Origin of the sequence: Geothrix rubra (assembly GCF_030268065.1) — a bacterium.
GTDB classification, from domain to species: domain Bacteria; phylum Acidobacteriota; class Holophagae; order Holophagales; family Holophagaceae; genus Geothrix; species Geothrix rubra.
Genome location: NZ_BSDD01000004.1, coordinates 59769 through 84599, shown reverse-complemented (window position 1 = coordinate 84599; position 24831 = coordinate 59769). Strand labels below are relative to the sequence as shown.

Sequence of the window (24831 nt, the reverse complement as noted above, 5' to 3'; positions counted from 1 at the left end):
TTCTTCCCATCGTCCGGGTGGTCAAGCACTTGATTCTTGGCGGCCGAACGGGCAGCTTTGCCTCATGACCGATGCCCCCCTCCGTTGCCTGCTCATCGCCCGCCAGGGGCCCGAGGACCGGGAGGAGCGCATCGAGGACCACCTCCTGGAACTGGGGGAGCTGGCACGCAGCTCGGGCTTCGAGGTGGCGGGACAGCGGCGCCTGAAGCGCCACGCGGTGGCTCCCCGGACCTTCTACGGTTCCGGCCAGCTCGAGGCGGTCGCGGAGGAGGCCTCGCGGCAGGAGGTGCGCCTCCTCGTCTGCGACGACGAGCTGAGCGGCAGCCAGGTCAACGCCATCGAGAAGGTGACGAACCTGCGCTGCCTGGACCGGACGGGCCTCATCCTCGGCATCTTCGAGCAGCGGGCCCAGACCCGGGAGGCCAAGGCCCAGGTGGAACTGGCCCGCTGCGAATACGAGCTGCCCCGGTTGAAGGGGGCCTGGACCCACCTGGAGCGCCAGGGCGGCGGCGTGGGCCTCCGCGGGGGGCCCGGCGAGACCCAGATCGAGGTGGACCGCCGCATGATCCGCACCCGCATCAGCCAGCTCAAGCGGGAACTCACCCACCTGGAGCAGGTGCGGGAGACCCAGCGCCAGGGCCGGCCCAGGGGCCTGCCCCGGGTGGCCCTGGTGGGCTACACCAACGCCGGGAAGACCTCCCTCCTGAAGGCCCTCACGGGCGAGGGCGAGCCCCGGGACCTGCTCTTCGCCACCCTCGACACCACCACCCGCAAGGCCTGGCTGGGCCAGGACGTCGACCCGGAGACGGGGGAGGGCAGCGGGGAACCCCGCCACTGCCTGGTGGCCGACACCGTGGGCTTCATCCGCAAGCTGCCCCACCAGCTCGTGGCGGCCTTCCGCAGCACCCTGGGGGAGGTCCGCACCGCCGACGCCCTCCTGGTGGTGGCCGACGCCGCCCATCCGGACCTGGAGGAGCACCTGAAGGTGGTGGGAGCCACCCTGCGGGAGATCGGCTGCGCCCCCGAGGGGGACGAGGCCCAGCCCCGGCTGCTGGTCCTCAACCAGGTGGACCGCCTCCACCGGCCGCAGAAGCTGGACCTGAAGCGGAAGCACCCCGCCGCGGTGCAGACCTGCGCCCTGGCCGGCCAGGGGCTCGACGAGCTGCGGGCCTGGCTGAAGGAGCTGATCCCCGGCCCGCCGAAGCCCCGGGAGCTGGAGGCCTGGGAACTGCCGGAGCAGACGACCGCCCTGTCGTGAAAAAACCTCGACTGGACGCAAACGTTCCCATTCGATAATTTGTTGCTTATGCAACTTTCTGACCGCTGGGCCTCTGCCAGTCTCCCCCACATCGTGACCGCCGTGAAGAGCCGCCTGCGGCAGGTGGCCTTCCGGCGCCTGGCCCCGCACCGCATCTCCCCCCAGCAGTACCAGCTGCTCATGGCCATCGCCGAGCAGGGCGGGCGCTGCCAGGGCGATTTGGCCCGGTGCACCTGGATGGACAAGCCCACGGCCAGCCGGATCCTGCGGACCCTCCAGGACCGGGGGTTGATCCGGGCGGAAGCGGACCCGACCCATGGGCGCCGGGTGCTGTTCCGCCTCCAGCCGGCGGCGGAGCCCCTGGTGGAGGAGCTGCAGGCCTACCGTCGCTACATCCGCGAGGGCATCGAGCGGGGGTTCACCCCCGAGGAGAAGCGGCAGATCCGGGTCTTTATGGGCGTGGTGATGGCGAACCTGGACCGCATGGACGCGGAATCGGGCGGGTCCCCGGACGGCACGGAGGAGTAGCCCCCCATGTGGATCGTCCGACTCGCGCTCCGGCGCCCCTACACCACGGCCGTGATGTGCCTGCTCGTGCTGCTGATGGGGGCCCTCTCCGTCCAGCGCATGCTGGTGGACATCTTCCCCAGCATCGACATCCCGGTGGTGGCGGTGGTCTGGCAGTACAACGGCCTCAGCCCCGAGGAGATGGAGCGGCGCGTCGTCACCATCAGCGAGCGGTCGCTCTCCACGACCGTGAGCGGCATCCAGCGCATCGAGTCCCAGAGCATCCAGGGCGTGGGCCTCATGCGGGTCTACTTCCAGCCGGGCACGGACATCGCCAGCGCCATCGCCCAGATCTCCTCCGTGAGCGGGACCATCCTGCGCATCCTCCCGCCGGGCATGACGGCCCCGGCCATCATCCAGTTCAACGCCAGCAACGTCCCGGTGGTGCAGCTCACGGCCCGCAGCGACTCGCTGCCCGAGCAGAAGATCTTCGACTACGCCCTGAACTTCATCCGCATCCGGCTCTTCACCATTCCCGGCCTCTCCACGCCCCTGCCCTACGGGGGCAAGGGCCGGCAGGTGTCCGTGGACATCGACCCCGCCAAGCTGGCGGCCCGGGGCCTCAGCCCCGCGGACGTGGTGAACGCCCTCTCCTCGGAGAACATCATCACCCCCGCCGGCACGGCGCGGATGGGCAGCCGCGAGCTGCCCGTGGTCACGAACTCCAATCCCTCCGTCATCGAAGCCTTCCAGCGGATGCCCGTGAAGGTGGTGAACGGGGCCCCCGTGCTGCTGGGCGACGTGGCGCGGATCTACGACGGCTTCTCGGACCAGACGAACATCGTGCGGGTCAACGGGAAGCGGGCCACGTACCTGGCGATCCTGAGGAAGGCCGACGCCTCCACCCTCGCCGTGGTGGACGCCGCGAAGGAGGTGCTGCCCTCCATCCAGGCGGCGGCCCCGAAGGGCATGGTGCTGAACTTCGACTTCGACCAGAGCCACTTCGTCCGTGCCGCCATCCAGGACGTGGCCAAGGAGGCGCTCGTCTCCTCCCTGCTCGTGTCGCTGATGATCCTGCTGTTCCTGGGCTCCTGGCGCAGCATGCTCATCGTCTGCACCAGCATTCCCCTGGCGATCCTGGTGGGCCTCATCGGCCTGAAGCTCACGGGCCAGACCCTCAACATCATGACCCTCGGCGGCCTCAGCCTCGCCATCGGCATGCTGGTGGACGACGCCACGGTGGAGGTGGAGAACATCCACCGCAACCAGGCCATGGGCAAGCCGCTCACGGTGGCCATCCTCGACGGCGCGCGGCAGATCGCCGTGCCGGCCATCGTGGCCACCCTGGCCATCTGCATCGTGTTCTTCCCCGTGGTGCTGCTGGTGGGACCGGCGAAGTACCTCTTCACGCCCCTGGCCATGGCCGTGGTGTTCTCCATGCTGGCCTCGTACCTGCTGTCCCGGACCCTGGTGCCCACCATGGCCCGGATGCTCATGGCGCACGACCACCACGCGCCGGAGAGCCTGGTGGGCCGCTTCAACGCGTGGCGGGAGGAGGCCCTCGGGCGCTTCCAGGCGGCCTACGGCCGGGCCCTCGACCAGGTGCTGCACCACCGCGTCTTCGTGCTCATGGTGGCCCTGGCCTTCCTGGCCGTCAGCTCGGGCCTGCTGCTGGTCATCGGCCGGGACTTCTTCCCCACGGTGGACGTGGGCCTCATGAAGCTCCACGTCCGCGCGCCGGTGGGGCTGCGGCTGGAGGAGACGGAACGCATCGTGGCCGGCGTGGAGGCCGAGATCCGGCAGGTCATCCCGCCCTCGGAGCTGCGCTCCGTGAACAGCAACATCGGGGTGCCCAGCGCCTTCAACATGGCCTTCATGCCCAGCGACAACGTGACGAGCCAGGACGCGGACATCTTCATCTCCCTGGCGCCGGAGCACCGACCCACCGAGACCTACATGCGGCGGCTCCGTGCGGTGCTGCCCAGCGCCTTCCCCGGCTCCGGATTCTACTTCCAGCCCGCGGACATCGTGAGCCAGGTGCTGAACTTCGGCGTGGCCGCCCCCATCGACGTGCAGATCGAGGGCCCGAACCTGCAGGCCAGTGCGGACCTGGCCCAGCGCCTGCAGGCCGCCCTGCAGACGGTCCCCGGCGCCGTGGACGTGCGGGTGAAGCAGGTGCTGGACGCCCCCGCCTACAAGGTGGACGTGGACCGCCTGCGGGCCGCCCGCCTGGGCCTCAGCCAGCGCGACGTGGCCAACGGCCTCCTGGTGTCGCTCTCCGGCAACGGGCAGCTGGCGCCCTCGTACTTCCTGAATCCCGCCAACGGCGTGAACTACACGGTGGCGGTGAAGACACCCCTCGAAGGCACCGACTCCCCGGCCAAGCTCATGGCCACGCCCTTCGGCCTGCCTGGGGCCGCGGCCCTGGCGCAGACCGAGCCCTTCCGCCCCGCCGGCCCCGCGGCCCAGCCCCAGTTCGAGACCCTGGCCAACTTCGCCACCCTCCAGCGCATCAGCACCCCCAGCGAGATCAGCCACTACACGGTCCAGCGGGTGGTGGACGTGATGGCCAACGTGGACGGCCGCGACCTGGGCGGCGTCGTGAAGGCCATCCAGGGCCGCATCCGGGCCCTGGGCGAGCTGCCGCCGAACACGCGCATCCGCATCCGGGGGCAGAACGAGGTGATGACGGAATCCTTCGCCAGCCTGGGCGGCGGCCTGGCCATCGCCATCGCCCTGGTCTACCTGCTCATGGTGGTGCTCTTCCAGAGCTGGCTGGATCCCTTCATCATCATCACCGCCGTGCCGGGGGCCCTGGCGGGCATCCTCTGGATGCTGGCGCTGACGGGCACCACCTTCAACGTGGAGTCCCTGATGGGGGCCATCATGGCCGTGGGCATCGCCACCTCCAACGCCATCCTCATCGTCAGCTTCGCCAACGAGGTCCGCGTGGCCCGGCCGGAGTTGAGCGCCCTGGAAGCGGCGCTGGAGGCGGGCAAGGTGCGCCTGCGGCCCGTGCTGATGACGGCCCTGGCCATGATCATCGGCATGGTGCCCATGGCCCTGGCCCTGGGCGAGGCCGGCAGCCAGAACGCGCCCCTGGGCCGGGCGGTGATCGGGGGGCTGCTGATGGCCACCTTCGTCACCCTGTTCATCGTCCCCGTGTTCTACAGCCTCCTGCGGAAGCAGCCGCCCACGGCCCACCTGCTGGAGAGCCGGTTCCAGGAAGAGCAGCAAGGGAGTGAAGCATGAGCGAGCGTCCGGAGTCCCCCGCCTTCAAGCGGGGCGGCCTCATCACCCTCCTGGTGGCGGCCGGCGGCGTCGGCGCCCTCCTCGTGGCGCGGCAGTCCGGCGAGCGCCGGGAGGCCCGCCAGCTCCAGGCCGCCGCGGCGGCGGGTCCGGCCGTCCGCACGGCCCGGATCACGCGCCAGGGCGGGGACCGGGGCCTGACGGTCCAGGGCGAGGCCCTGCCCTACGCCAGCACCACCCTCTACGCCAAGGTGAGCGGCTTCCTGCGGAGGATCCCCGTGGACAAGGGCAGCGCCGTGGCGAAGGGTGCCACCATCGCCGTGCTGGAGGCCCCGGAGACGGACCGGGACACCCAGGCCCTGCAGGCCGACGCGGACAACAAGCGGAAGAACGCCGACCGGGCGAAGGCCCTGGGCAAGGACGGGCTGCTGAGCCCCCAGGCCGTGGAGCAGGCCGTGGCCGACGCCCATGTGGCCGAGGCCAGGCTGGCCTCCCAGGCCACGCTCAAAGGCTACGAGGTGGTCCGCGCGCCCTTCGCCGGCGTGGTGACCCAGCGCTTCGCCGATCCCGGCGCCCTCATCCAGAACGGCGGGGCCACCAGCAGCGCCCAGCCCCTGGTGACCCTGGCCCAGGTGGACCGGCTGCGGGTGGACTTCTACCTGGATGCCGCCACGGCCGCGGTCGTGAAGGCCGGCACGGCGCTGGAGGTGCGCTCCGCGGACCGCCCGGATGCCGTCCGCACCCTGCGGCTCAGCCGCCTGAGCGGGGCCCTGGATCCCCGGACGCGCACCCTCCTGGCCGAGGCGGACCTGGACAACCGGGACGGTGCCTTCCTGCCCGGGGGCTTCGTGCAGGTGACCCTGAAGGTGAAGGTGCCCGCGCGGCTGGCGATGCCGGAGGAGGCCCTGGTCCTCCGCCAGGGGCGGACCTTCGCGGCCGTGCTCCAGGCCGATGGCCGGGTGCGCTTCCAGCCCGTGCAGGTGGGGGAGCCGGAGAACCAGGCGGTGCGCGTGCTCCAGGGCCTCAAGGAGGGGGACACGGTGGTGCTGAACCCCCCGCCCGGCCTGAAGGACGGCGACCGGGTCCAGCCCTCGGAAAGCTGAGGAGAAACCGGGCCCCCCGGCCTCCGATCCACTATGCTTCCGGCATGTCGTCCCCCGCGGACTTCCCCGTCCGGTTCACGCCCCTCTACGACAGCCCGCTCGTGGCCATCCACGACTACGTCTGCTCGGCCTGCCGCGCCGGGGCCGGGCCGGAGGAAGGCTCCGACCACACCACCCTGGTCCTCCTGCGCCACGGGGCCTTCTGCCGCCACGTCGGGCGCCGGCGCCTCACGGCCGACGTCAACCAGGTGGCCTTCTTCCCCGCCGGTGCCGCCTACCGGGTGAGCCATCCGGCGGACGGGGGCGATCGCGGCACGGTCTTCCGCTTTCCGCCCCGCATCCTCCGGGAACTCCTCCAGGAGGTCGATCCGGCTCTCGCCGACCAGGCGGAACCCGCGCTGCCCTTCCTCCAGGGGCCCTGCGCCTCCGACCTCTTCTGGACCCACCGGGACCTGGTGCGCCGTCTGGAATCCGGGGCTCCCCTGGAGCCGTTCTGGGTGGAAGTCACCGGGCTCCAGCTGGCGGCCGACGCGCTCGGGGCCGCCGCGGAGGTCCAGGGACGCCCCACGCCCCGCCTCCGGACGGGAACCCGGGAGGAACATGCGGATCTCACCGAGGCCACCAAGGCCCACCTCGCCACCCACCTCGGCGACCGCCTGACCCTCGACGATCTGGCCCAGGCCGTGCACAGCTCCCCTTTCCACCTCGCCCGCCTCTTCCAGCGGCACGCAGGCACCTCGCTCCACCGCTACCTCACCGTCCTGCGCCTGCGGGCGGCGCTCGAGCGCCTCGAACAGGGGGCGGAGGACCTCACCGCGCTGGCCCTGGACCTCGGCTTCTCCAGCCACAGCCACTTCACGGATGCCTTCCGCCGCGAGTTCGGATGCCCGCCTTCGGATTTGCGGAAGGGTTCCGCCAGGCGCCTCCGCGAACTTCGCAAGAATCTGGAAGTCTAGGCCGCCCCCGCTTCCTACCTTGGAAGCTCGGGATCCGCCCCGGCGCCGCGGTGGCGCCGACGCAGGCTCCAGCGACAGGAGAGGCCATGAGCTTCGAGAAGTGCCCCGTGTGCGACTGGGACATGAAGGACGGCGGACTGAAGGTGAAGGTGGGCGGCCGCGAGATCACCGTCTGCTGCGACGAGTGCGCGGCGAAGGCGAAGGCGGACCCCGCCAAGTACGGCATGGCCCGCTGAGCCGCGAAGGCCTCATCCCTCGCCTGGGGGCGGGGTCGGACTAGGCTTCCGGCCCCGATTCCTCCTGACGGCGGGGCAGCAATCCCACGGTGCCCGCCAGGCCCAGGGCCAGCAGGATGCGGAGGAAGAAGAGCTGCCGGCTGATGGCGTGGGCCCTGTCGTAGGCCACGCGGTCGGGGCTGTCCTTGGCCAGGGTCTCGATGGGCGCGCCGATGCGGGCCCGGATGGCCCGGACCTTGGGGGTGACGACGGCGCTGCTGGCCAGGCACATGAGCAGGGCCACCAGCCAGGCGGCGCTCCACAGGCGCAGGGGGCCGATGAGCTCCTCCTTCACCTCCGCCACCCAGCGGGCGCCCCAGCTGAGGCCCGCCAGGCCGAAGGCGGCCCAGGCGGCCCAGTCCAGGCGCCCCACCACCAGGCCGGCGAGGTGGCCGGCGACGTCCCGGCTGGGCAGCTCCCGGAAGAGCACGGGGGCCATGAGGGCGCCGAAGCCCAGGGCCGCGCCCGCCCAGAGCATCAGCAGGGCGGCGGAGAGCAGGTCGATGCGGCGGAGGGTGCGTTCGTTCATGCCTTCCCACTGAGGACTGGGGACTGAAGCCCGAGGATGGGCCTCACCACTCGTTGTACGGGATCCCGTTCTCGCCCTTGTCGGTGGAGCCGCTGCGCACCCGGAAGATGCCCACCTCCGCATCCTGGTTGTCGGGGTCCGGGGGCTCGTACTCGATCTGCCAGGTGTCCCGGGACTGGGTCATGGGGTCGTAGGGGATCTCCCGCAGGTAGCCGTACTCGCGGAGGGCGGCCAGGCTGGAGGGGTACTTCCCGCGGTCGGCCCGGTACTCCTCCAGGGCGTGGTTGATCTGGAAGATGTTCTCCTTGAGCACCGCCTCGCGGGCCACCTTGGTCTTGTGCCGGTAGCCCGCCAGGCCCACCGTGGCCAGGATGGCCAGGATGGTCATGACGGTGAGCAGCTCCAGGAGGGTGAAGCCGCGCTGTCGGGACGGGACGAGACGCATGGAACCACCTTACCGCAACGGATGCGGCGGGGCGGCCTGCCGGTTCCGGCCCCCGCCGCTAGACTGGGGTGATCCCCTCTCCATCCCGCCCTCCTGCGAGGTTTCCCGTGGCGATTTCCCTGGGCCGAGTCCTCCGCGCCGGGCTCATTCCGGCGCTGCTGCTGGCCGGGATGGCCTGCAAGCGGCCGGAGACGGCCCTGCGGGAGCGCCCCGCCCAGCGGGTCGAGCTGGTCCAGAAGGTGAAGGGCATGACGCCGGAAGAGGAACGCGCCCTGGTGGCCCGGATCTCCGAGGGGCTGGGCCTGCCCTCCGTGGCCGAGGTACCCCCCGGAGGCTCCACCCGGGTGCTGCGGCTGACGCTCAAGGGGGGGCCGGACCCCGATGCCACCCGGGGCCTCGGACGAACCTGGACCGTGTCGGTGGGGGAGGGCTTCGCCCTGGGCGCCTTCCTCGCCAGCGGGGCGCCCGCCTACACCTTCACCTCCTGGGAGGTGACGGCCATCGGGGGCGGGGTGGGGGCCCTCCTCGGGGCGGCCTACGGCCCGGTCCGGTACCGGGAGAACCAGGCCCGGATGCAGCGGTTCGGCTACCTGCCCTGGGAGATCCACGCAGAATGGGAAGTGCTAGACCGTCGCCCGGGCGGGGGGGAAGACGTGGCGGCCCATCTCCGGCCGGCGAACCTGGATCCGGAGCCCTTCCTGCACCCGCTGCCGGCCGGCGCGCGCACGGAAGCCGATGTGCGCGCGGCCACCCTCGAGGCCACCGCCGAGGCGCTTCTCCGGAAAGTGAAGGGCGCGCCGGGGGCGGTCCGCTAGTCGCTGGTCATGATGAACAGGGGGCCCATCTCGAAGATGTTGTGGTAGTGGGGGCGCATGCGCTCGGCGCTGTAGTACCTGCCGACGTTCACCTGCTTCTTGCTGCTGGTCACCACGTCGATGGGGACGTTGTCGTACCGCCCGTTGCGGAGCACCACCAGGCGGCCGTGCACGCCCTTCAGGAGGAGGTCCAGGGCCAGGTTGCCGTAGGCCATGGGCACGATGGAGTCGATGGCGTCGGGATCCCCGCCCCGCACCAGGTAGCCCAGCTTCTGGTTGATGACGTTCACCGTCCGGCCCTGGTTGTAGGCCGGGCTGCGGGCCTGCAGTTCCGCGGAGACCAGGTCCCCGATGCCCCCGAGCTTGGCGTGGCCGAAGGCGTCCCGGGACAGGTCGGTGAAGACCATGTCGCCTCCGAAGCGGGCCCCCTCGGACACCAGGACGATGGCGTACTTGCTGGGGTTGCGGGTGCGGTCCCGGGACAGGAGTTCCGTGAGCCGCTCGATGTCGAAGGGCGATTCGGGGATCACGCAGCGGTTCGCGGCCCCGGCCATGGTGGGGAGCATGGCCGTGAAGCCGGCGTAGCGGCCGAAGACCTCCACCACTAGGAAGCGCTCGTGGGAACCCGCGCTGGTGCGCAGCCGGTTGATCATCTCGATGGTGCGGGTGACGCAGGTGCTGAAGCCGATGCAGTAGTCCGTCCCAGGCACGTCGTTGTCCATGGTCTTGGGGATGGCGATCACCTTCACCCCCTCCCGGTAGAGCCGCACGGCCACGCTGAGGGTGTCGTCCCCGCCGATGGGGATGAGGTGGTCGATGCCCAGGAAGTCGAGGTTCTTCAGGACCTCCGGGACCAGGTCGTTCACCTCGTCCGGATAGGCCGCCTTGAGGTGGTCCGGCACCGCGTCCCGTTTCACGGACATGGGGTTGGTCCGGGAGCTGTGGAGGAAGGTCCCGCCCGTCCGCCCGGCGCGGTTGACCACCTCCTCGGTGAGGACCTGCACCCACTCGCCGTTGTCAGCTTGGGGATCCCGGACCAGGTTCACGAGGCCCGCCCAGCCCCGGCGGATGCCCAGCACCTGGTAGCCCTCGCCCAGGGCCCGGATGGTCACCGCCCGGATGGCGGGATTGAGGCCGGGCACATCGCCGCCTCCGGTGAGGATGCCGATCACCCCCTTGGACGTCTTCCCGGTGGCCATGTCACACCCCGGGAACCAGCCTGGGGCCGAATCCCGTCCTTCGCCAGAAAAGCCTTTCACCGCCAAGACGCCAAGGCGCCAAGAAAGACAACGATCCTGCCTTCGCTTTTCCTTGGCGTCCTTGGTGTCTTGGCGGTGATCTTCTCGTCCTTCGGCGGTGTCAGAGCACGCCGCGCTGCTTCTGATCCAGCTCGATGGTCGCGACCGCCGGGTGGCAGAGCAGGCTCCGGGGGAGCCTGCGGCGCCGGGACCCGGCGAGGAGCGAATCAGGATGGGAGGGTTAGAGCACGCCGCGCTGCTTCTGATCCAGCTCGATGGAGTCGTACAGCGCCTGGAAGTTGCCCTCGCCGAAGCCCATGTTCCCCCGCCGCTGGATGATCTCGAAGAACAGCGGTCCGATCTGGTCCTCGGTGAAGATCTGGAGGAGGTAGCCGCTGGCGTCGCCGTCGATCTGGATGCCCAGCTCCTGGGCGGTCTCCAGGGATTCCCGGACGGTGTAGCCGCCCTTCTCGATGCGGCCGGGCAGCAGCTCGTAGTAGGTGTCGGGCACCCGCATGAACCGGAAGCCCTGGGCCATGAGGGCGCGCAGGGTGGCCTCGATGTCGTTGGTGGACATGGCGATGTGCTGGACGCCCTGGCCCTTGTGCCGGTTCACGTACTCCTGGACCTGGCTCTTCTCGTCCGTGGGCTGGTTGATGGGGATGATCACGCGGTGGTTGGCGCTCTGGACCACCTTGGAGTCCAGGCCCGTGCCCAGGGCGCCCCGGATGTGGAACTCCCGGGTGACGACGAAGCCGTACACCTGCTCGTAGAAGGCCACCAGGGCCTCCATCTCGCCGGGGCCCACGTTGTTGGTGAGGTGGTCCACGCGCACCAGGCCGGGATCGCAGAGCGCCGGCGCGGGGTCGGGGGCCAGGCCCGGCCAGAAGGCGGCGGGGCTGCCCTTCCGCTCCACCAGGTGGTTCCACACATCCCCCACCCCCTGGATGGCGGCGAAGCGCACCGTCCCGCCGTCCAGGTCATGGGTCTGGGCCTCCAGGCGCACGGTGGCGCCCCGCTTCCGGGCCTCGGCCAGGGCGGCGTCGAGGTCATCCACCTCGAAGTTGAGGGCGCACACCCCCTCGCCGTGGGCCTGGAAGTAGCGGCCCGCGGGATGGGAGGCGTCCGCCTCGAAGATCAGGATGTCCATGCGCTGCTGCCGGAGGTGGACCACCCGGCCCCAGGCTGCGGTGCCGCTGGCGACGCGGGCGAAGCCCATGCGGCGGTAGAGCCCCTCCAGACGCTCGATGGAGCCGGTCATCTGGAAGTGGTCGATGCGGGTGAGGCCGAGGGGGTTGGTGGCCTGCCGCTGATCCGTGGGGGCGGTGAGGGCGAAGCTGGGCGTGGGCATGGGACCTCGTCGAAGGGCCCGTCCAGTCTGGTGGCCCGCCGAGGTGACGTGGGTCACACCATGGATGATTACTCCAGTGTAATCAATACTTTGAACACCAGTGAGTCAATTATCGAAGTGCCATGAAAACGGGCCCGCGATGCGGGCCCGTCGGTGGTTCCGGGGTGCGCTCAGCTCAGGCTGGTGGCGATCACCTTCTCCTTGCTGAAGAACTCGAGGATGTCGCCTTCCTTCAGCTCGTCGAAGTTCTCGATGGCGATGCCGCAATCGAGGCCGTTCTTCACTTCGGCCACGTCGTCCTTGAATCGCTTGAGGCTCTTCAGGGCGCCCTCGAAGACAGTCTCGCCGCCCCGCTTCACGCGGACCTTGTAGGCCTTCTGGACCTTGCCCTCGGTGACGAAGCAGCCGGCGATGACGGCCTTGTTGATCTTGAAGAGCTGCCGCACCTCGGCCTCGCCGTGGATGGTCTCCTTGTCCGTGGCGTCCAGGAGGCCGACCATGGCCTGCTCGATCTCCTCGGTCACCTTGTAGATGATCTCGTGGAAGCGCAGGTCCACGCCCTCCTCGCGGGCGAGCTCCTCGGCCTTCTTCTCGGCCTTGGAGTGGAAGCCGATGATGGTGGCCTTGGAGGCCGCCGCCAGCAGCACGTCGTTCTCGGTGACGGTGCCCGCGGCGCTGTGGATGATCCGCACCCGCACCTTGTCGGTGCTGAGCTTGTCCAGCTGGCCCACAAGGGACTCCACGGAGCCCTGGTTGTCCGCCTTGATGATGAGGGGCAGCTCCTTGACCTGGCCATCCTTGAGGGTGGTGAACAGGTTCTCGAGGGTGACGCGCTGGCGGAGCTGGGCGGCCTGGCGGGCCTTCTCCTGGCGGAAGGTGACGATGGTGCGGGCCTTGCCCTCGTCCTCCACCACCTGGAAGTTGTCGCCGCTGCTGGGCACTTCCTCGAAGCCGAGGATCTGCACGGCGCTGGAGGGACCGGCCTCGGTGACGCGCTGGCCGATGTCGTTGAACATGGCGCGGACGCGGCCCATGGTGGCGCCGGCCACGAAGATGTCGCCGGCCTTCAGGGTGCCGCGCTGGACCAGCACGGTGGCCACGGCGCCACGCCCCCGGTCGAGGCGGGCCTCGACGATGGAGCCGGCGGCGGGGCAGTCGTAGACGGCCTTGAGATCCTTGAGGTCGGCCACCAGGAGCAGGGTCTCCAGAAGCTCATCCAGGCCCTGGTGCGTCTTGGCGCTGACGAGGACGGCGGGGACGTCGCCCCCGTAGGCCTCGGTCTGGACGCTGTGCTGGAGCAGGCCCTGCTGGACCTTGTCCGGATTGGCGCCGGGCTTGTCGATCTTGTTGACGGCCACGACGATCGGCACGTCGGCGGCCTTGGCGTGGTTGATGGACTCCACGGTCTGGGGCATGACGCCGTCATCGGCGGCCACCACCAGGACGGCGATGTCCGTGACCTTGGCGCCGCGGGCCCGCATCTTGGTGAAGGCCTCGTGGCCCGGCGTGTCGAGGAAGACCACCTGGCGCATGAGGCCGGTGTTCGGATCCTTCACGTCCACGTGGTAGGCGCCCACGTGCTGGGTGATGCCGCCGGCCTCGCCCGCGGCCACCTTGGTCTTGCGGATGGCGTCCAGCAGGGAGGTCTTGCCGTGGTCGACGTGGCCCATGATGGTGACCACGGGCGGTCGGGGCTTCTGTTCGCCCTGCACCTCGGCGGATTCCTCCGCGGACATCTGGACGTCCTCCTCGAAGGACACGATGTCGGCCAGGAACCCGAATTCCCGGGCGATCTCCTTGGCCATCTCGGTGTCGAGGGGCTGGTTGATGGTGGCGAAGATGCCGCGGTGGAGCAGCTTGGCCACCACGTCCTTGGCGGGCCGGTTGCACTTCTCGGCCAGCTCCTTCACCGTCACACCCTCGGAGAGCATGACGATGCCGATCTCGTCCTGGACGAACTCGGTGGCGACCTGCTGGGCGCGGGACCGCGGCTGGCGGAGCTTGAGCTCCATCTCCTGCTCTTCGCGGATCTGCTCCTTGGTCTTCTTCTTGCCGTGCTGGGCGCCGCGGCCGGGGCCCTTCTGGCTGTTGGGATCAATGGGACCCGCGGCGGGCAGGGAGGGCCCGCGGCCGGGACCGCCGGGGCGCGAGCCCATGCCGGGCCGGCCCGGGCCGCCGGGACGGCCGGGGCCGCCAGGACGGGCACCGGGGCCGCCGGGACGGCTGCCGGGACCACCCGGGCGCCCACCGGGGCCGGAGGAGGGCCGGACCCCGCCCTGGGGGCGGGGCTGGGGCAGCTGGATGTACCGGGCGGGCTCCTGGGACCGGGGGGCCGGGGGCGGGGTGTCGGAGGTCTTGATGCGGCTGAAGCCCTGGTCGGGCCTCAACTCGGTGATGGCGGGCGGAATGTAGGGCCGGCGGGAGGGCTGGGGCGCCGGGGCCTCGTGGCGGACCTCGCCGCGGCCGGTGTTGGTGGCCATGGGGAGGACGGCCTTCTCCTTCTGGGGCATGCCCGAGCGCTGCACGTTCGTGGGCGCGGGGGCCTGGCCGGGACGCTGGACGATGGGCCGGGCGCCGGCCTCGGGCCGGGGGCCGCCGACGGCGCCCTGGGGCGGGCGGGGCGCGGCGGGGCCGCTGGGGCGGGCCGGGGGCAGCTGGATGTAGCGGGCCGGCTTATCCTCCCGGGGGGCGGGCGCGGGGACCGCGGACACCTTCAGGCGCGAGAAGGATTCCTGGGCCGCCTCCGGGCGGGCCGCAGCCGGCGCCTCCGGGGCGGGCTCGGAAGCCGGTGCCGGGGTCGGCGCCGGGGCGGGCGCGGCGGCCGCCGGGGCCGGCGCGGGAGCCGGCGCAGGCGCGGGCTTCTCCTCCCGGAGGGCGGGCACCGGGGCGGGGGTCTCCGCCACGGGCTCGGGGGCCGGTTCGGGCCGCGGCTCGGCCTTCTTCACCAGCACGGCCGGGGCCGGCTTCGGCGGCTCGGGGATGGGCTCGGCCTTGGGGGCGGGGACCTCGCGGCTGGTCTTGACCACCTTCACGCCGGCCGAGGGCTTGTGGAGGGCCAGCGGGGGCGCGTCATCGGCGCCCTTGTGCTTGCCCTGGAAGGCCCGGCGCAGCTTGTCCGCCTGGTCGTCGGTGAGGTTCGAGCTGTGGCTCTTCCCCTGGAGGCCCAGACGCTTCTCGCAGGCCTCGATGACCTCCTGGTTGGCGACTCCGAGCTCTTTGGCGAGTTGGTTGATGCGCAGCATGTAAGGGGCTTACCTCGGCCTGGGAATGGGGGGAACGGGAAGGGCTGCAGGACTCCAGCCTACTCCCCGAAGTGCGCCTGCACGGCATCGATGAGACGGAAGGCCAGATCCTGATCCATGCCTTCCACCTGCATGAGCTGCTCGGCAGTGACAGTGTAAAGGGATTTGGCGTCGGGATAGCCCGCGGCGGCGAGCCGGTCCGCCAGGGCGGCGTCGAGGCCCTCCACGGCGGCGAGTTCGGACAGCAGGCTGGAGGCCGGGGCGGCAGGGGAGGCCTCGGGGGCCTCGGCCACGTCCGGCAGGGCCAGGCCCATGGCGACCTCGGCTTCGCGGCGCTTGTCGGCCTCGCTGCGGACGTCGATGTTCCAGCCCGTCAGCTTGGCCGCAAGGCGGACGTTCTGCCCGCGCTTGCCGATGGCCACGCTGAGCTGCTCGTCGTCCACCACCACCTCGACGCGGCGCTCCTCGGGATCCTTGATGGTGACCCGGATGGCCTTGGCGGGGTTGAGGGCGTTGGCGATGAACTGGGAGGGCTCGTCGGAGTAGCGGACGATGTCGATCTTCTCGTTCTTCAGCTCGCGGATGATGGCCTGGACGCGGCTGCCCTTCAGGCCCACGCAGGCGCCCACGGGATCGACATCCGGATCCAGGCTGTGGACGGCCACCTTGGCCCGGTCGCCGGCCTCGCGCACGCAGTTGCGGATGACCACGGTGCCGTCGTGGATCTCGGGCACCTCGTTCTCGAAGAGCTTGATGAGCAGCCGCGGATCGGTGCGGCTCACCTGGACCTGGGGATCCTTGGCGCTGCGGTCCACGGAGATGATGACGACCTTGATGCGCTGGCCCTTGTCGAAGCGGTCGCCGCGCAGCGCCTCGCTGCGGCGCAGCATGGCCTCCACCCGGTCGATCTCCAGGATGATGGCGCTCTTCTCGAAGCGCTTCACCTCGGCCACCACCACCTCGCCGATGCGGTCGGCGAACTCGGTGAAGATGCGGTCCCGCTCGGCCTCGCGCACCTTCTGCACCAGCACCTGCTTGGCGGCCTGGGCGGCGATGCGGCCCAGCTGGCTGGTGTCCTGGGGCAGCCAGAGGGTGTCACCCTCGGCGGCCTCGGGGTTCAGCTCCTGGGCCTCCTTGAGGCTGATCTCCAGGTCCTCCTCCTCCACCTCGGCCACCACCTGCTTCAGGGCGTAGACGTGGAACTCGCCGGTCTCCCGGTCCATCTGGGCCTGGAAGTTGCCGTAGAAGTCCTGGGCGTTGAAGAACTTGTCGGCGGCCTTGGCGAGGGCCTCCTCCACGGCGAGGAAGACGTCCTCCTCCGGGATCCCCTTCTCGGCGGCGATCATCTTCACGCTGTCGAAGAAACTCGTGGCGACGGTGGTCATGTCAGGCCTCCTCTTCCTCGGTGGCGCTTGTCTCTACGCCATCGGCATCCGGTGCTTCGGTGAAACGCCCCTGCAGGTGCTTGGGCTTGGGGGTCTTGCTCTCGTCGAAGGGGGCGAGGCGGGCCTTCTGGAGGGCCTCCAGGGGCACCTCCTTCAGCACGCCGTCCTCCTCGAGGGTCAGGGTCGTGGGGGTCACGGGACCGATCCACCCCTTGAACCGCTTCTGCCCGTTCACGGGCTGGAGGGTCTGCAGGCGGCAGAGCCGGCCGGCGAAGCGGCGGAAGTGATCCGCCTTCACCAGGGGGCGCTCCATGCCGGGGCTGCTCACCTCGATGCCCACGTGCTCGCGCAGGTCGGGGAACTCCACGTCCAGCCAGGCCAGCAGGCCCTCGTGGGCGGTGGTGCAGTCGTCCAGGGTGACCTTGCGGCCCGTGGCCTCGGCGTCCGAGTGGTCGAGGTACAGCCGCAGGATCTCGTCCCGTCCCTCGCGGGCCAGCTCGACGCAGAGCAGCTCGAAGCCCAGCAGGGCCAGCTGCCGTTCGAGGGGGGCTTGGAGTTTCTTCAGGTCCAACGGGACTCCAGGGGAACAACAAAAAAGGTGGGACGAACCCACCCAGTCTTGGCACCCGTGTCCGGGCGGCCATGGCCGAATTGAATGGGAAGTCTAGCGCCCTTTCCCAGGAATCTCAAGGAGCGGGAATTGGGGGCATCCTGGTGTCCAATGGGGGAGGGGGCTGACATGGCGACCATCCTGGACGGCAAGGCGCATGCGGATTGGATGCTGGAGCGGGTCCGGGAGGGCGTGGAGGCCCGGGCCACCCGGGGGCTCAGGGCGCCGGGGCTGGCCGTGGTGCTGGTGGGCGAGGATCCTGCCAGCCAGGTCTATGTGCGGAACAAGACCGCCGCTTGCGCGAAGGTGGGCCTCCGTTCCCTGGAGTTCCGCCTCCCGGCGGACACGCCCCAGGCGGACCTGGACGCCCTCATCGACCGCCTCAACGCCGATCCGGAGGTGGACGGGATCCTGGTGCAGCTGCCCCTGCCCCAGGGGCTGGATTCGAAGCGGGCCCTGCACCGCATCAGCCCGGCCAAGGATGTGGACGGCTTCCACCCGGTGAACCAGGGGCTCCTCCTGGAGGGCCTGCCCGGGCTGCGGCCCTGCACGCCCAGCGCCTGCATGTCCCTCCTGGCCCACCATGGGCTGGCCCTGAAGGGCCTGCGGGCCGTGGTGCTGGGGCGCAGCGAGATCGTGGGCAAGCCCATGGCCCTCATGCTCCTGGAGCAGCACGCCACCGTCACCATCGCCCACAGCCGGACCCGGGACCTGCCCGCCGTCTGCCGGGAGGCGGATCTCCTGGTGGCCGCCGTGGGGAAGCCGGGCCTGGTGGAGGGTTCCTGGATCAAGCCCGGGGCCGTGGTGGTGGACGTGGGCATCAACCGGGTGGAGGACCTGGTCCTGGGCCACCGGATCTTCGCCGCGGAACCGAAGAAGCTGGAGACCCTCCGGGCCAAGGGCTCGGTCCTCTGCGGCGACGTTCGCTTCGGCGAGGCCATGGAGGTGGCCTCGGCCGTGACACCGGTCCCCGGCGGCGTGGGCCCCCTCACCATCGCGGGCCTGCTCACCAACGCCCTGCAGGCGGCGAACGGCTAGAACCGCCAGACCAGGTCCAGGTCGAACCGCCGGTCGTTGGCCGGCAGCGGCGCGTGGGCGCCGTAGTAGGGCTGCAGGATGGGGTAGCGCACGTTGCCGGCATTGAAGACGGACAGGCGGGCCTCCGTGCCGGGGCCCCACCAGCCGTTCCAGGTCACGGCCAGGCTCGCCAGGAGGCGGGCGGGGGCGGGGGTGCTCTGGATGAGGTTGGGGAGGAGCTGGTCCGGCGGAATGCCGGACTGGGCGGAAGCCGGGGTCTGGCCCTCCCGGGTGGAGGCGTAGAGAAGGCTGGGGGCCACCTGCACGGGGCCGAACCGGACGTAGCCGCCCAGGTTCACCTTGAGGGGGGAGATCCCGAGGAAGTCCTTCCCGTCGCTGCTGAGGAAGAAGGGATCCACATGGCCGCCGGGCCGCGTGTAGCCGAAGTTGGCGTAGCCCCCCCAGGACTCGTGCCGCACGTCCAGGGTGGCCTCGACGCCCTTCGAATGCGTGGAGCCGGCGTTCACGTAGTAGATGGCGTAGTTGTCGAGGCCGAAGGAGATGGAGCGGGTGACGCTCATGCGGTACAGGTTCAGGCGGCCGACGATGCTCGGGGAGAACCGCCAGCCCAGTTCCAGCTCCCGGCTCCGGATGAGCTCGGGCTTCAGGACTCCTCGGAACGCGAAGAAGGTGCTGTAGGTCTGGAAGAGCGTGGGATTGCGGAAGGCCTCCCCGTACAGCAGCTTGGCGTTGAAGCGGCCCGTCACGTAGGTGAGGCCCAGGCGCGGCGCGAAGGCGTGGGAGAGGTCGCTGTCCTCGTAGCGCCCGCCGGCGGTCAGGCCGAGGGGGCCGGACTGCTGGGTGTACTGGAAGTAGCCGTACCGGGTCTGCAGGGTCAACTGGGGCACCAGCCGGGTGGGGTCGCCGGGGTCGCGCAGGGCCCCCTGGTTCTGCAGGTCCACGCTGCGCTCCCGGTCCTGGATGAGGCCGCCTCCCAGGACCAGGACCCCGGGGTAGGGCAGGTCCCAGTGGAGGTCCACGTCGACCGTGGACCGGCTGCGCTCCGTCCCGGAGTGGTTCACCCCGTTGGAGCTGGCGTCCTGGGGGTACACCGACCCCCCGGTGTTCTCCAGCTGTTCCAGCCGGGCATCGAGGGCCAGGCCCTGGGCCAGGGGGAAGGTCCGGTGGACCTGCACCCCCTGGACGACGCGGGAGGCGGTGCCCAGGGTGCCCGGGGCCAGGCCCGGGATCACGGGGTTCCCATTGCCGGAGCCGCCGCCGTCCACCTGGGCCTCCTGGAAGGCGGCCCGCACCAGGTGGACCGAGGTGCCGAGGGCGTGGACCTCCGCGAAGAGGTTGGTGACCTCCCGTCGGGTGCTGCCCTTGTCCTGGGCGAAGCCCTGTCCCGTGAGGAAGGTGTCCACGTAGGGCTGCCGGCTGAAGGGGCTCTCCTGGTAGCCCAGGTTGAGGGACAGGCCCACGCCGTTGGCGAACTGGCCGTTCGCCACCAGGAAGCCGCCGCCCCCCGAGTTCCCGGCGCCGAGGGAGGTGGCCCGCAGGGTGAACCGGCCCCCCTCGGGCTCCTCTGCCGAGCGGGTGATGAGGTTGATGACCGCCGCGCCCGCGAACTGGCCGTAGAGCGCGCTGCCGGGCCCGCGGATGACCTCCACGCGCTCGATGAGCTCCGCCGGGTAGCTGCCGTAGTAGTTCACATTCCCGTTGTGGAGGGGGCTCACCTGGATGCCGTCCACCATGAGGAGGACCTTGCCCTCATGGGCCCAGATGCCCCGCTCGGAGAGGCCGATGAGGGCCGTCCCGTCGTTGCCGAAATCGAAGCCGGGGAGCACCCGCAGGATGTCGGCCAGTTCCCGCCAGCCGTACCGCTCGATGTCCGTGCGCGTGACGACGTACACGGCCGAAGGGGCCTCCTCCTGACTCTGCTGGAGCCGGCTGGCGATGATGACGGGGGTGTTCAGGAGCCGGGTGAGCTCGTCCGGTGGCGTGGGCGGCCCTCCCGGCTCCTGGGCGGCGAGGGCCAGGGGCAGGAGGGGCAGGAGGAGGGCCGGACGGCGGGACACGGAATCTCCTTGCGAAGCGCAATAAGACTGGATTCGGCGGGACAGGGCCGGGATATGAATCCCGGCGCCCGGAGGGAGTCCGGGGCCCGAAGGAAGTCAAGGAATGGGACGGGGCGTCCGAAACCAGGGATACCCCCCAGCGCCGGGTCATCCAGGTATCCGCGGGGCGCATCGACCCTGCCATCCTGAGTGTCCTTCCCTGCTCCGAGCCCAGCTGATGAGTCCATGGACGCCGCGTGACCCCGCCAGCCGAGCGCGCCTCGGTTCGCGCCTGAGGCGCGCGATCGGGTGTGCGATCGCCCTGCCGGGGGCCTGCTGGGCGGGGGTGGCGATCCCGGAGGCCGCGGCGCCGGAGTACGCCCTGAAGGCCCAGTTCCTGGTGGAGCTGCTGCCCTACGTCCAGTGGCGCCCCGAGCCCGCCGGCTCCGGGAAGCCCCTGGTGATCGGGGTCCTCGGGCGCTCGCCCTTCGGCACCCACCTGAACGACTACGCCCGCGGACGGACCGTGCGGCAGCGGCCCATCCAGATCCGGTACGGGGAACGGATCCAGGACCTCGCCGGCTGCGACGTGGTGTTCATCTGCCGCTCCGAATCCAGCGGGATCGCGGGGATCGTCGCATGGACCCGGGGCCGCCGGGTCCTGACCGTCGCGGACGACGAGCGGGGCGCCCGAGAAGGCGTGATGCTCTGCTTCCTGATGGACGGCCAGTTCGTCCGCCTGTTCGCGAACCCGGAGGCCGCCGCCGCCGAGGGCCTCGTCTTCAGTTCCCAGCTGCTGCGCATCGCCCGCATGCCGGGCACCTCCCGATCGGCCCCCTGATGCAGAACGTGCCCTCCGAGACGCTCCCCCTGGTCCGTCCGCGGGCCTCCATCCGCCGCAAGGCGGTCGTCCTGGTCCTGCTCACCACCGGCCTGGCCCTCCTGCTGGCCGCCCTGGGCTTCGTGGCCTACGAGGGCTATGCCTCCCGGCGCGCGGCCGCCCAGGATCTCCGGGCGCTGGGCGAGATCATCGCCTACAACGCCACCCCGGCCGTGGTCTTCCATGACGCCGGCCCGGCCCAGCAGATCCTGGACGGCCTCCGGGTCCACGGCCACATCACGCGGGCCCGGATCCAGACCGCCGCCGGCGAGGTCCTGGCGGACTTCCCCCTCGGAAGCCCGAAGGAGTCGCCCTGGCCGGGAACGGCGGCCGAGGACCGGGTGTGGTTCTCCCGCGGGCGGGTGGAGCTGGTCCAGCACATCCGGAGCGAGGCGGGCACGCCCGTGGGCCTGCTCTTCCTGGAATCCGACCAGGCCGCCCTGGCGGAGCGGCTGGCCTGGGCCGGCGCCTTCTCCCTCCTCATCCTGGGCCTCATCGGCCTGACGGTCTGGGCGATCCTCGGGCGCTACGGGCGGATGCTCACCGATCCCATCCTGGACCTGGCCCACATCGCCTTCGCCGTCTCCACCACCCGGGACTACAGCATGCGAGCCCGGGCGGGTTCGGACGACGAGCTGGGAATGCTCGTCCAGGCCTTCAACGGGATGCTGGAGCGGATCCAGGAGCAGGACCGGCGGCTGGCGGAGCACCGCGAGCACCTCGAGGTCCAGGTGGCCAGCCGCACGGCGGAGCTGGTGCGCACGAACAACGAGCTGCTCGTCGCCAAGGAGCGGGCGGAGGTCTCCAACCGGGCCAAGAGCACCTTCCTGGCCAACATGAGCCACGAGCTGCGGACCCCCCTCAACGCGATCCTGCTCTACAGCGAGCTGGTCCGCGAGGACTCGGAGAAGGAGGGGCACGCGGGGATCCTGCCGGACATCCGCCGCATCGAGTCGGCGGGGCGGCACCTCCTGGACCTCATCAACGACATCCTGGACCTGTCCAAGATCGAGGCCGGGAAGATGACCGTGGCCCGGGACGCCTTCGAGGTCCCGGCCATGCTCCGGGACGTCCTGGCCACGGTGGAGCCCCTGGCCGCCAAGAACGGCAACACGCTGGAGGCGGACATCGATCCGGGCGTGACGAGCCTCACGTCGGATCCCACGAAGGTGAAGCAGTCCCTCTTCAACCTCCTGAGCAATGCCTGCAAGTTCACCCGCAAGGGCCGCATCACGGTGCGGGCCGTCCTGCGGCCCGTGGTCCCGGGGGGACCGCCCTGGCTGCACCTGAGCGTGGCGGACACGGGGATCGGCATCCGGCCCGATCAGCTCGAGCGCATCTTCAACGAGTTCATCCAGGCCGAGGAGACTACCAGCCGCCAGTTCGAGGGCACGGGGCTGGGCCTGGCCCTCAGCCGGAAGTTCTGCCAGATGCTGGGCGGCGACATCCGGGTGGAGAGCGAGGTGGGCCGGGGTTCCACCTTCACCATCCTCCTCCCGCTCGACCCGCCGGAGGCGCCGGCCGCGAAGCTTCCCGGGCCGGCGCCGGTCCTCCGGGAGCCGGGCGGGCGGGGCCAGGTGCTGCTCATCGACGACGACCCCCACCTGCTGGAGGCGCTCGCCCGGATCCTGGCCCGGGACGGCTTCGGCGTGGCCTCGGCCCAGGATGGCCTGGAGGGGCTGCGGATGGCCCGCCTCGATCCGCCGGACCTCGTGGTGCTGGACGTGATGATGCCGAGGATGGATGGGTGGGAGGTGCTGAAGGCCTTCAAGGCCGATCCCGCGCTGGCGGACATCCCCGTGGTCATGCTCTCCATCCTGGAGGAGGCGGAGCGGGGGCTCGCCCTGGGGGCCATCGACTACCTCTACAAGCCCGTGGACCGGGCCCAGCTGACCCGGGTGCTGGATCGCCACCGGCCCGCGCAGCCGCCCTTCCGGATCCTGGTGGTGGAGGACGATGTCCCCACCCAGCATGCCGTCCAGCGCCTCCTCCTCTCCGAGGGCTGGGAGTCCTGGCCGGCCCTGGACGGGCGGGAGGCCCTGCAGCGCATGGAGCCGGAGGCCCCGGGCGTGGTCCTCCTGGACCTGATGATGCCGGGCATGGACGGGTTCGAGTTCCTGGCGGAGAAGCAGCGCCGGGCGGGTTGGGCCGACATCCCCGTGGTGGTCCTCACCGCGCGGGACCTCACCCCCGCCGAGCGGGAGCGGCTCCGCACGGCCCAGGTGAGCGCCGTGCTCCAGAAGGGGCTCTACACCCGGGGCGAGCTGGTCGAGGAGATCCGGAAAGCCGTGCGGCGGGGCCTGCCGCCGGCGGAGGGGCGGGGGCATCCATGAGGCGGATCCTGCTGGTGGAGGACAACGAGATGAACCGGGATGCCATCTCCCGGCTGCTGGAGCGCCGGGGGTTCGCCGTCCTGACCGCCGCGGACGGGGCCGAGGGCGTCCGCCGCTGCCGGGAGGAGCTGCCCGATCTGGTGCTCATGGACCTGGGCCTGCCCGTCCTGGACGGCTTCGAGGCCACCCGCCGCATCAAGGCCGACCCGGCCACGGCGGCCATCCCCGTGGTGGCCCTCACGGCCCGGGCCCTCACCTCCGACCGGGACGCCGCCCTGGCGGCCGGGTGCGTGGACTACGACATCAAGCCCGTGGACCTGGCCCGCCTGGTCGGGAAGATCCGCGCCCTCCTGGGCGATGGGGAGGCCCCATGACCCACCTGCAGCCGGCCCGAATCCTGGTAGTGGACGACACAGACTTCAACCGGGAGGTGATGACCCGCATCCTGGAGCGGGACGGCCACCTGGTGGAGACCGCGGAGGACGGCCGGGAGGCCCTCGACAAGCTCCAGGCCGGCACCTACGACATGGTGCTCCTGGACGTGATGATGCCCAACGTGGACGGCATCCAGGTCATCGAGGCCATGCACGGGGATGAGCGGCTCCGGCGCCTCCCCGTGGTCATGCTCTCCGCCCTCAATGAGCAGGAGAGCATCGTCCGCTGCATCCAGCTGGGGGCCCAGGATTACCTGCCCAAGCCCATCAACCAGCAGCTGCTCAAGGCCCGGATCCAGGCCTGCCTGGAGAAGAAGCGGCTCCATGACCTGGAGCAGCAGTACACGCTGAGGGTGGAGTCCATCAGCGCCCAGCTCCAGGACGCCAACGAGCAGCTGCGGCGGGCGAACCAGCTGAAGACGCGGTTCCTGGCCACGGCCGCCCACGACCTGAAGAACCCCCTCGGCGGGCTCCTGCTCCTGGCGGACCGGATCCGGATGGAAGCCGAGGAGGGGGGGCGGGCCGCCGCCATCCCGGCCCAGGCCACCCGGATCCGGGACGCGGTCCAACGGATGCTGCACATCATCAACGGCCTGCTGGACACCGCCGTGCAGGAGACCGGGGAGACCACGCCGAACTTCGAGGCCGCGAATCTGGGGGACCTGGTCCACGACGTGGTGAAGGCGAACGAGCCCTACGCCGCCAGCAAGGACATCCGGCTCCACTACCGGGAGACCCTGGGCGGGGCCTGCTGGGGCCAGGTGGACCGGCTCCGGCTGGGCCAGGCCATCGACAACCTGGTGAACAACGCCATCAAGTACTCCCCCCTCGGGCGGAGCGTGTGGGTCGAGCTGACCCCGCGGGTGGTGGAGGGAGCCGACCGCGTGCGGATCGAGGTGCGCGACGAGGGCCCCGGCCTCACGCCCGAGGACCAGGAGCGGGCCTTCGGGCTCTTCCAGCGCCTCTCGGCCCAGCCCACCGGCGGCGAGTACAGCACCGGCCTGGGCCTCTCCATCGTCAAGCAGATGGTGGAGCTGCACGGCGGCTGGGTGTCCGTCGAGAGCCGGCCGGGCCAGGGGGCCACCTTCCTCGTGGAGATCCCGCTCAGGCCCGGATCCGAGGGGAAGTAGCCAGCTCCGCGGCCCGG

At 70.8% G+C, this 24831-nt stretch carries 20 protein-coding genes; 12 read left to right on the top strand and 8 right to left on the bottom strand.

Translation table 11 applies throughout. The annotated features are described in order from the left end of the window. Nucleotides 1-64 precede the first annotated feature (64 nt). The 6 genes from hflX (at nucleotide 65) to QSJ33_RS10825 (ending at nucleotide 7309) form a co-directional block, all read left to right on the top strand. Entirely contained in the window at nucleotides 65-1258 is a 1194-nt protein-coding gene (gene hflX / locus QSJ33_RS10850; RefSeq protein WP_285725973.1) for a GTPase HflX, read from the top strand. Between the two features lie 102 nt (nucleotides 1259-1360). Next, nucleotides 1361-1786: a MarR family winged helix-turn-helix transcriptional regulator gene (locus QSJ33_RS10845; protein WP_285725971.1), complete on the top strand. Its 426-nt coding sequence runs from the start codon at nucleotides 1361-1363 to the stop codon at nucleotides 1784-1786. 6 nt (nucleotides 1787-1792) lie between these two features. After that, nucleotides 1793-5017 carry an efflux RND transporter permease subunit gene (locus tag QSJ33_RS10840; protein WP_285725969.1) on the top strand — a complete coding sequence of 1075 codons (3225 nt, stop codon included), beginning with the start codon at nucleotides 1793-1795 and terminating at the stop codon, nucleotides 5015-5017. Continuing rightward, nucleotides 5014-6117, top strand: coding sequence for an efflux RND transporter periplasmic adaptor subunit (locus tag QSJ33_RS10835; RefSeq protein WP_285725967.1), 1104 nt, complete (start codon nucleotides 5014-5016; stop codon nucleotides 6115-6117). Before QSJ33_RS10840 ends, QSJ33_RS10835 begins: the two co-directional genes overlap by 4 nt. A gap of 44 nt (nucleotides 6118-6161) precedes the next feature. Then, nucleotides 6162-7073 carry a helix-turn-helix transcriptional regulator gene (locus QSJ33_RS10830; RefSeq protein ID WP_285725965.1) on the top strand — a complete coding sequence of 304 codons (912 nt, stop codon included), beginning with the start codon at nucleotides 6162-6164 and terminating at the stop codon, nucleotides 7071-7073. An 86-nt stretch (nucleotides 7074-7159) separates the two neighbouring features. Continuing rightward, a complete protein-coding gene (locus QSJ33_RS10825; RefSeq protein ID WP_285725963.1) occupies nucleotides 7160-7309 on the top strand; it encodes a hypothetical protein in 150 nt (49 codons plus the stop codon). Nucleotides 7310-7349: 40 nt separating this feature from the next. Here the strand turns inward: QSJ33_RS10825 and QSJ33_RS10820 are convergent, their stop codons facing one another. Together QSJ33_RS10820 and QSJ33_RS10815 are read right to left on the bottom strand one after the other, a co-directional pair. Further along, nucleotides 7350-7877, bottom strand: a complete 528-nt coding sequence (locus QSJ33_RS10820) for a DUF4149 domain-containing protein (RefSeq protein WP_285725962.1) — start codon at nucleotides 7875-7877, stop codon at nucleotides 7350-7352. A gap of 43 nt (nucleotides 7878-7920) precedes the next feature. Beyond that, the gene (locus QSJ33_RS10815; RefSeq protein ID WP_285725960.1) at nucleotides 7921-8322 is read right to left on the bottom strand and encodes a type II secretion system protein; all 402 of its coding nucleotides are present in this window, start codon (nucleotides 8320-8322) and stop codon (nucleotides 7921-7923) included. Between the two features lie 107 nt (nucleotides 8323-8429). Here QSJ33_RS10815 and QSJ33_RS10810 point away from each other — a divergent pair, with 107 nt between their 5' ends. Further along, nucleotides 8430-9137 carry a hypothetical protein gene (locus QSJ33_RS10810; protein ID WP_285725958.1) on the top strand — a complete coding sequence of 236 codons (708 nt, stop codon included), beginning with the start codon at nucleotides 8430-8432 and terminating at the stop codon, nucleotides 9135-9137. Here QSJ33_RS10810 and QSJ33_RS10805 read toward each other — a convergent pair. The 5 genes from QSJ33_RS10805 to QSJ33_RS10785 all read right to left on the bottom strand — a co-directional run bounded on the left by QSJ33_RS10805 (nucleotide 9134) and on the right by QSJ33_RS10785 (nucleotide 16924). After that, the gene (locus QSJ33_RS10805) at nucleotides 9134-10336 is read right to left on the bottom strand and encodes a 6-phosphofructokinase (RefSeq protein ID WP_285725956.1); all 1203 of its coding nucleotides are present in this window, start codon (nucleotides 10334-10336) and stop codon (nucleotides 9134-9136) included. The two genes, QSJ33_RS10810 and QSJ33_RS10805, sit on opposite strands and share 4 nt — an antisense overlap. 280 nt (nucleotides 10337-10616) lie before the next feature. Next, nucleotides 10617-11726, bottom strand: coding sequence for a 4-hydroxyphenylpyruvate dioxygenase (gene hppD / locus QSJ33_RS10800; RefSeq protein WP_285725954.1), 1110 nt, complete (start codon nucleotides 11724-11726; stop codon nucleotides 10617-10619). Between the two features lie 170 nt (nucleotides 11727-11896). Beyond that, nucleotides 11897-14968 (bottom strand): translation initiation factor IF-2, encoded by a 3072-nt coding sequence (gene infB, locus QSJ33_RS10795; RefSeq protein WP_285725952.1) that lies wholly within the window; start codon nucleotides 14966-14968, stop codon nucleotides 11897-11899. A gap of 59 nt (nucleotides 14969-15027) precedes the next feature. Then, nucleotides 15028-16353 carry a transcription termination factor NusA gene (gene nusA / locus QSJ33_RS10790; protein ID WP_285725950.1) on the bottom strand — a complete coding sequence of 442 codons (1326 nt, stop codon included), beginning with the start codon at nucleotides 16351-16353 and terminating at the stop codon, nucleotides 15028-15030. A gap of 1 nt (nucleotide 16354) precedes the next feature. Further along, the gene (locus QSJ33_RS10785; protein ID WP_285725948.1) at nucleotides 16355-16924 is read right to left on the bottom strand and encodes a ribosome maturation factor RimP; all 570 of its coding nucleotides are present in this window, start codon (nucleotides 16922-16924) and stop codon (nucleotides 16355-16357) included. A 168-nt stretch (nucleotides 16925-17092) separates the two neighbouring features. Here QSJ33_RS10785 and folD point away from each other — a divergent pair, with 168 nt between their 5' ends. Further along, nucleotides 17093-18001, top strand: a complete 909-nt coding sequence (gene folD / locus QSJ33_RS10780; RefSeq protein WP_285725946.1) for a bifunctional methylenetetrahydrofolate dehydrogenase/methenyltetrahydrofolate cyclohydrolase FolD — start codon at nucleotides 17093-17095, stop codon at nucleotides 17999-18001. On the opposite strand, the gene QSJ33_RS10775 is transcribed toward folD, so the two are convergent. Then, on the bottom strand, nucleotides 17998-20058 hold the full coding sequence (locus QSJ33_RS10775) for a TonB-dependent receptor plug domain-containing protein (protein ID WP_285725943.1): 2061 nt from the start codon (nucleotides 20056-20058) through the stop codon (nucleotides 17998-18000). The two genes, folD and QSJ33_RS10775, sit on opposite strands and share 4 nt — an antisense overlap. Before the next feature lie 325 nt (nucleotides 20059-20383). On the opposite strand from QSJ33_RS10775, the gene QSJ33_RS10770 reads away from it, so the two are divergent. From QSJ33_RS10770 to QSJ33_RS10755, 4 genes are read left to right on the top strand one after another with little or no spacing between them, the layout of a single operon-like run. Beyond that, complete coding sequence (locus QSJ33_RS10770; protein WP_285725941.1) at nucleotides 20384-20878, top strand: YfiR family protein; 495 nt, start codon at nucleotides 20384-20386, stop codon at nucleotides 20876-20878. Beyond that, nucleotides 20878-23250: a response regulator gene (locus QSJ33_RS10765; protein ID WP_285725939.1), complete on the top strand. Its 2373-nt coding sequence runs from the start codon at nucleotides 20878-20880 to the stop codon at nucleotides 23248-23250. Before QSJ33_RS10770 ends, QSJ33_RS10765 begins: the two co-directional genes overlap by 1 nt. Beyond that, nucleotides 23247-23624 carry a response regulator gene (locus QSJ33_RS10760; protein WP_285725937.1) on the top strand — a complete coding sequence of 126 codons (378 nt, stop codon included), beginning with the start codon at nucleotides 23247-23249 and terminating at the stop codon, nucleotides 23622-23624. Before QSJ33_RS10765 ends, QSJ33_RS10760 begins: the two co-directional genes overlap by 4 nt. Next, nucleotides 23621-24814: a hybrid sensor histidine kinase/response regulator gene (locus tag QSJ33_RS10755; RefSeq protein ID WP_285725936.1), complete on the top strand. Its 1194-nt coding sequence runs from the start codon at nucleotides 23621-23623 to the stop codon at nucleotides 24812-24814. Before QSJ33_RS10760 ends, QSJ33_RS10755 begins: the two co-directional genes overlap by 4 nt. The last annotated feature ends 17 nt before the right edge of the window (nucleotides 24815-24831 follow it).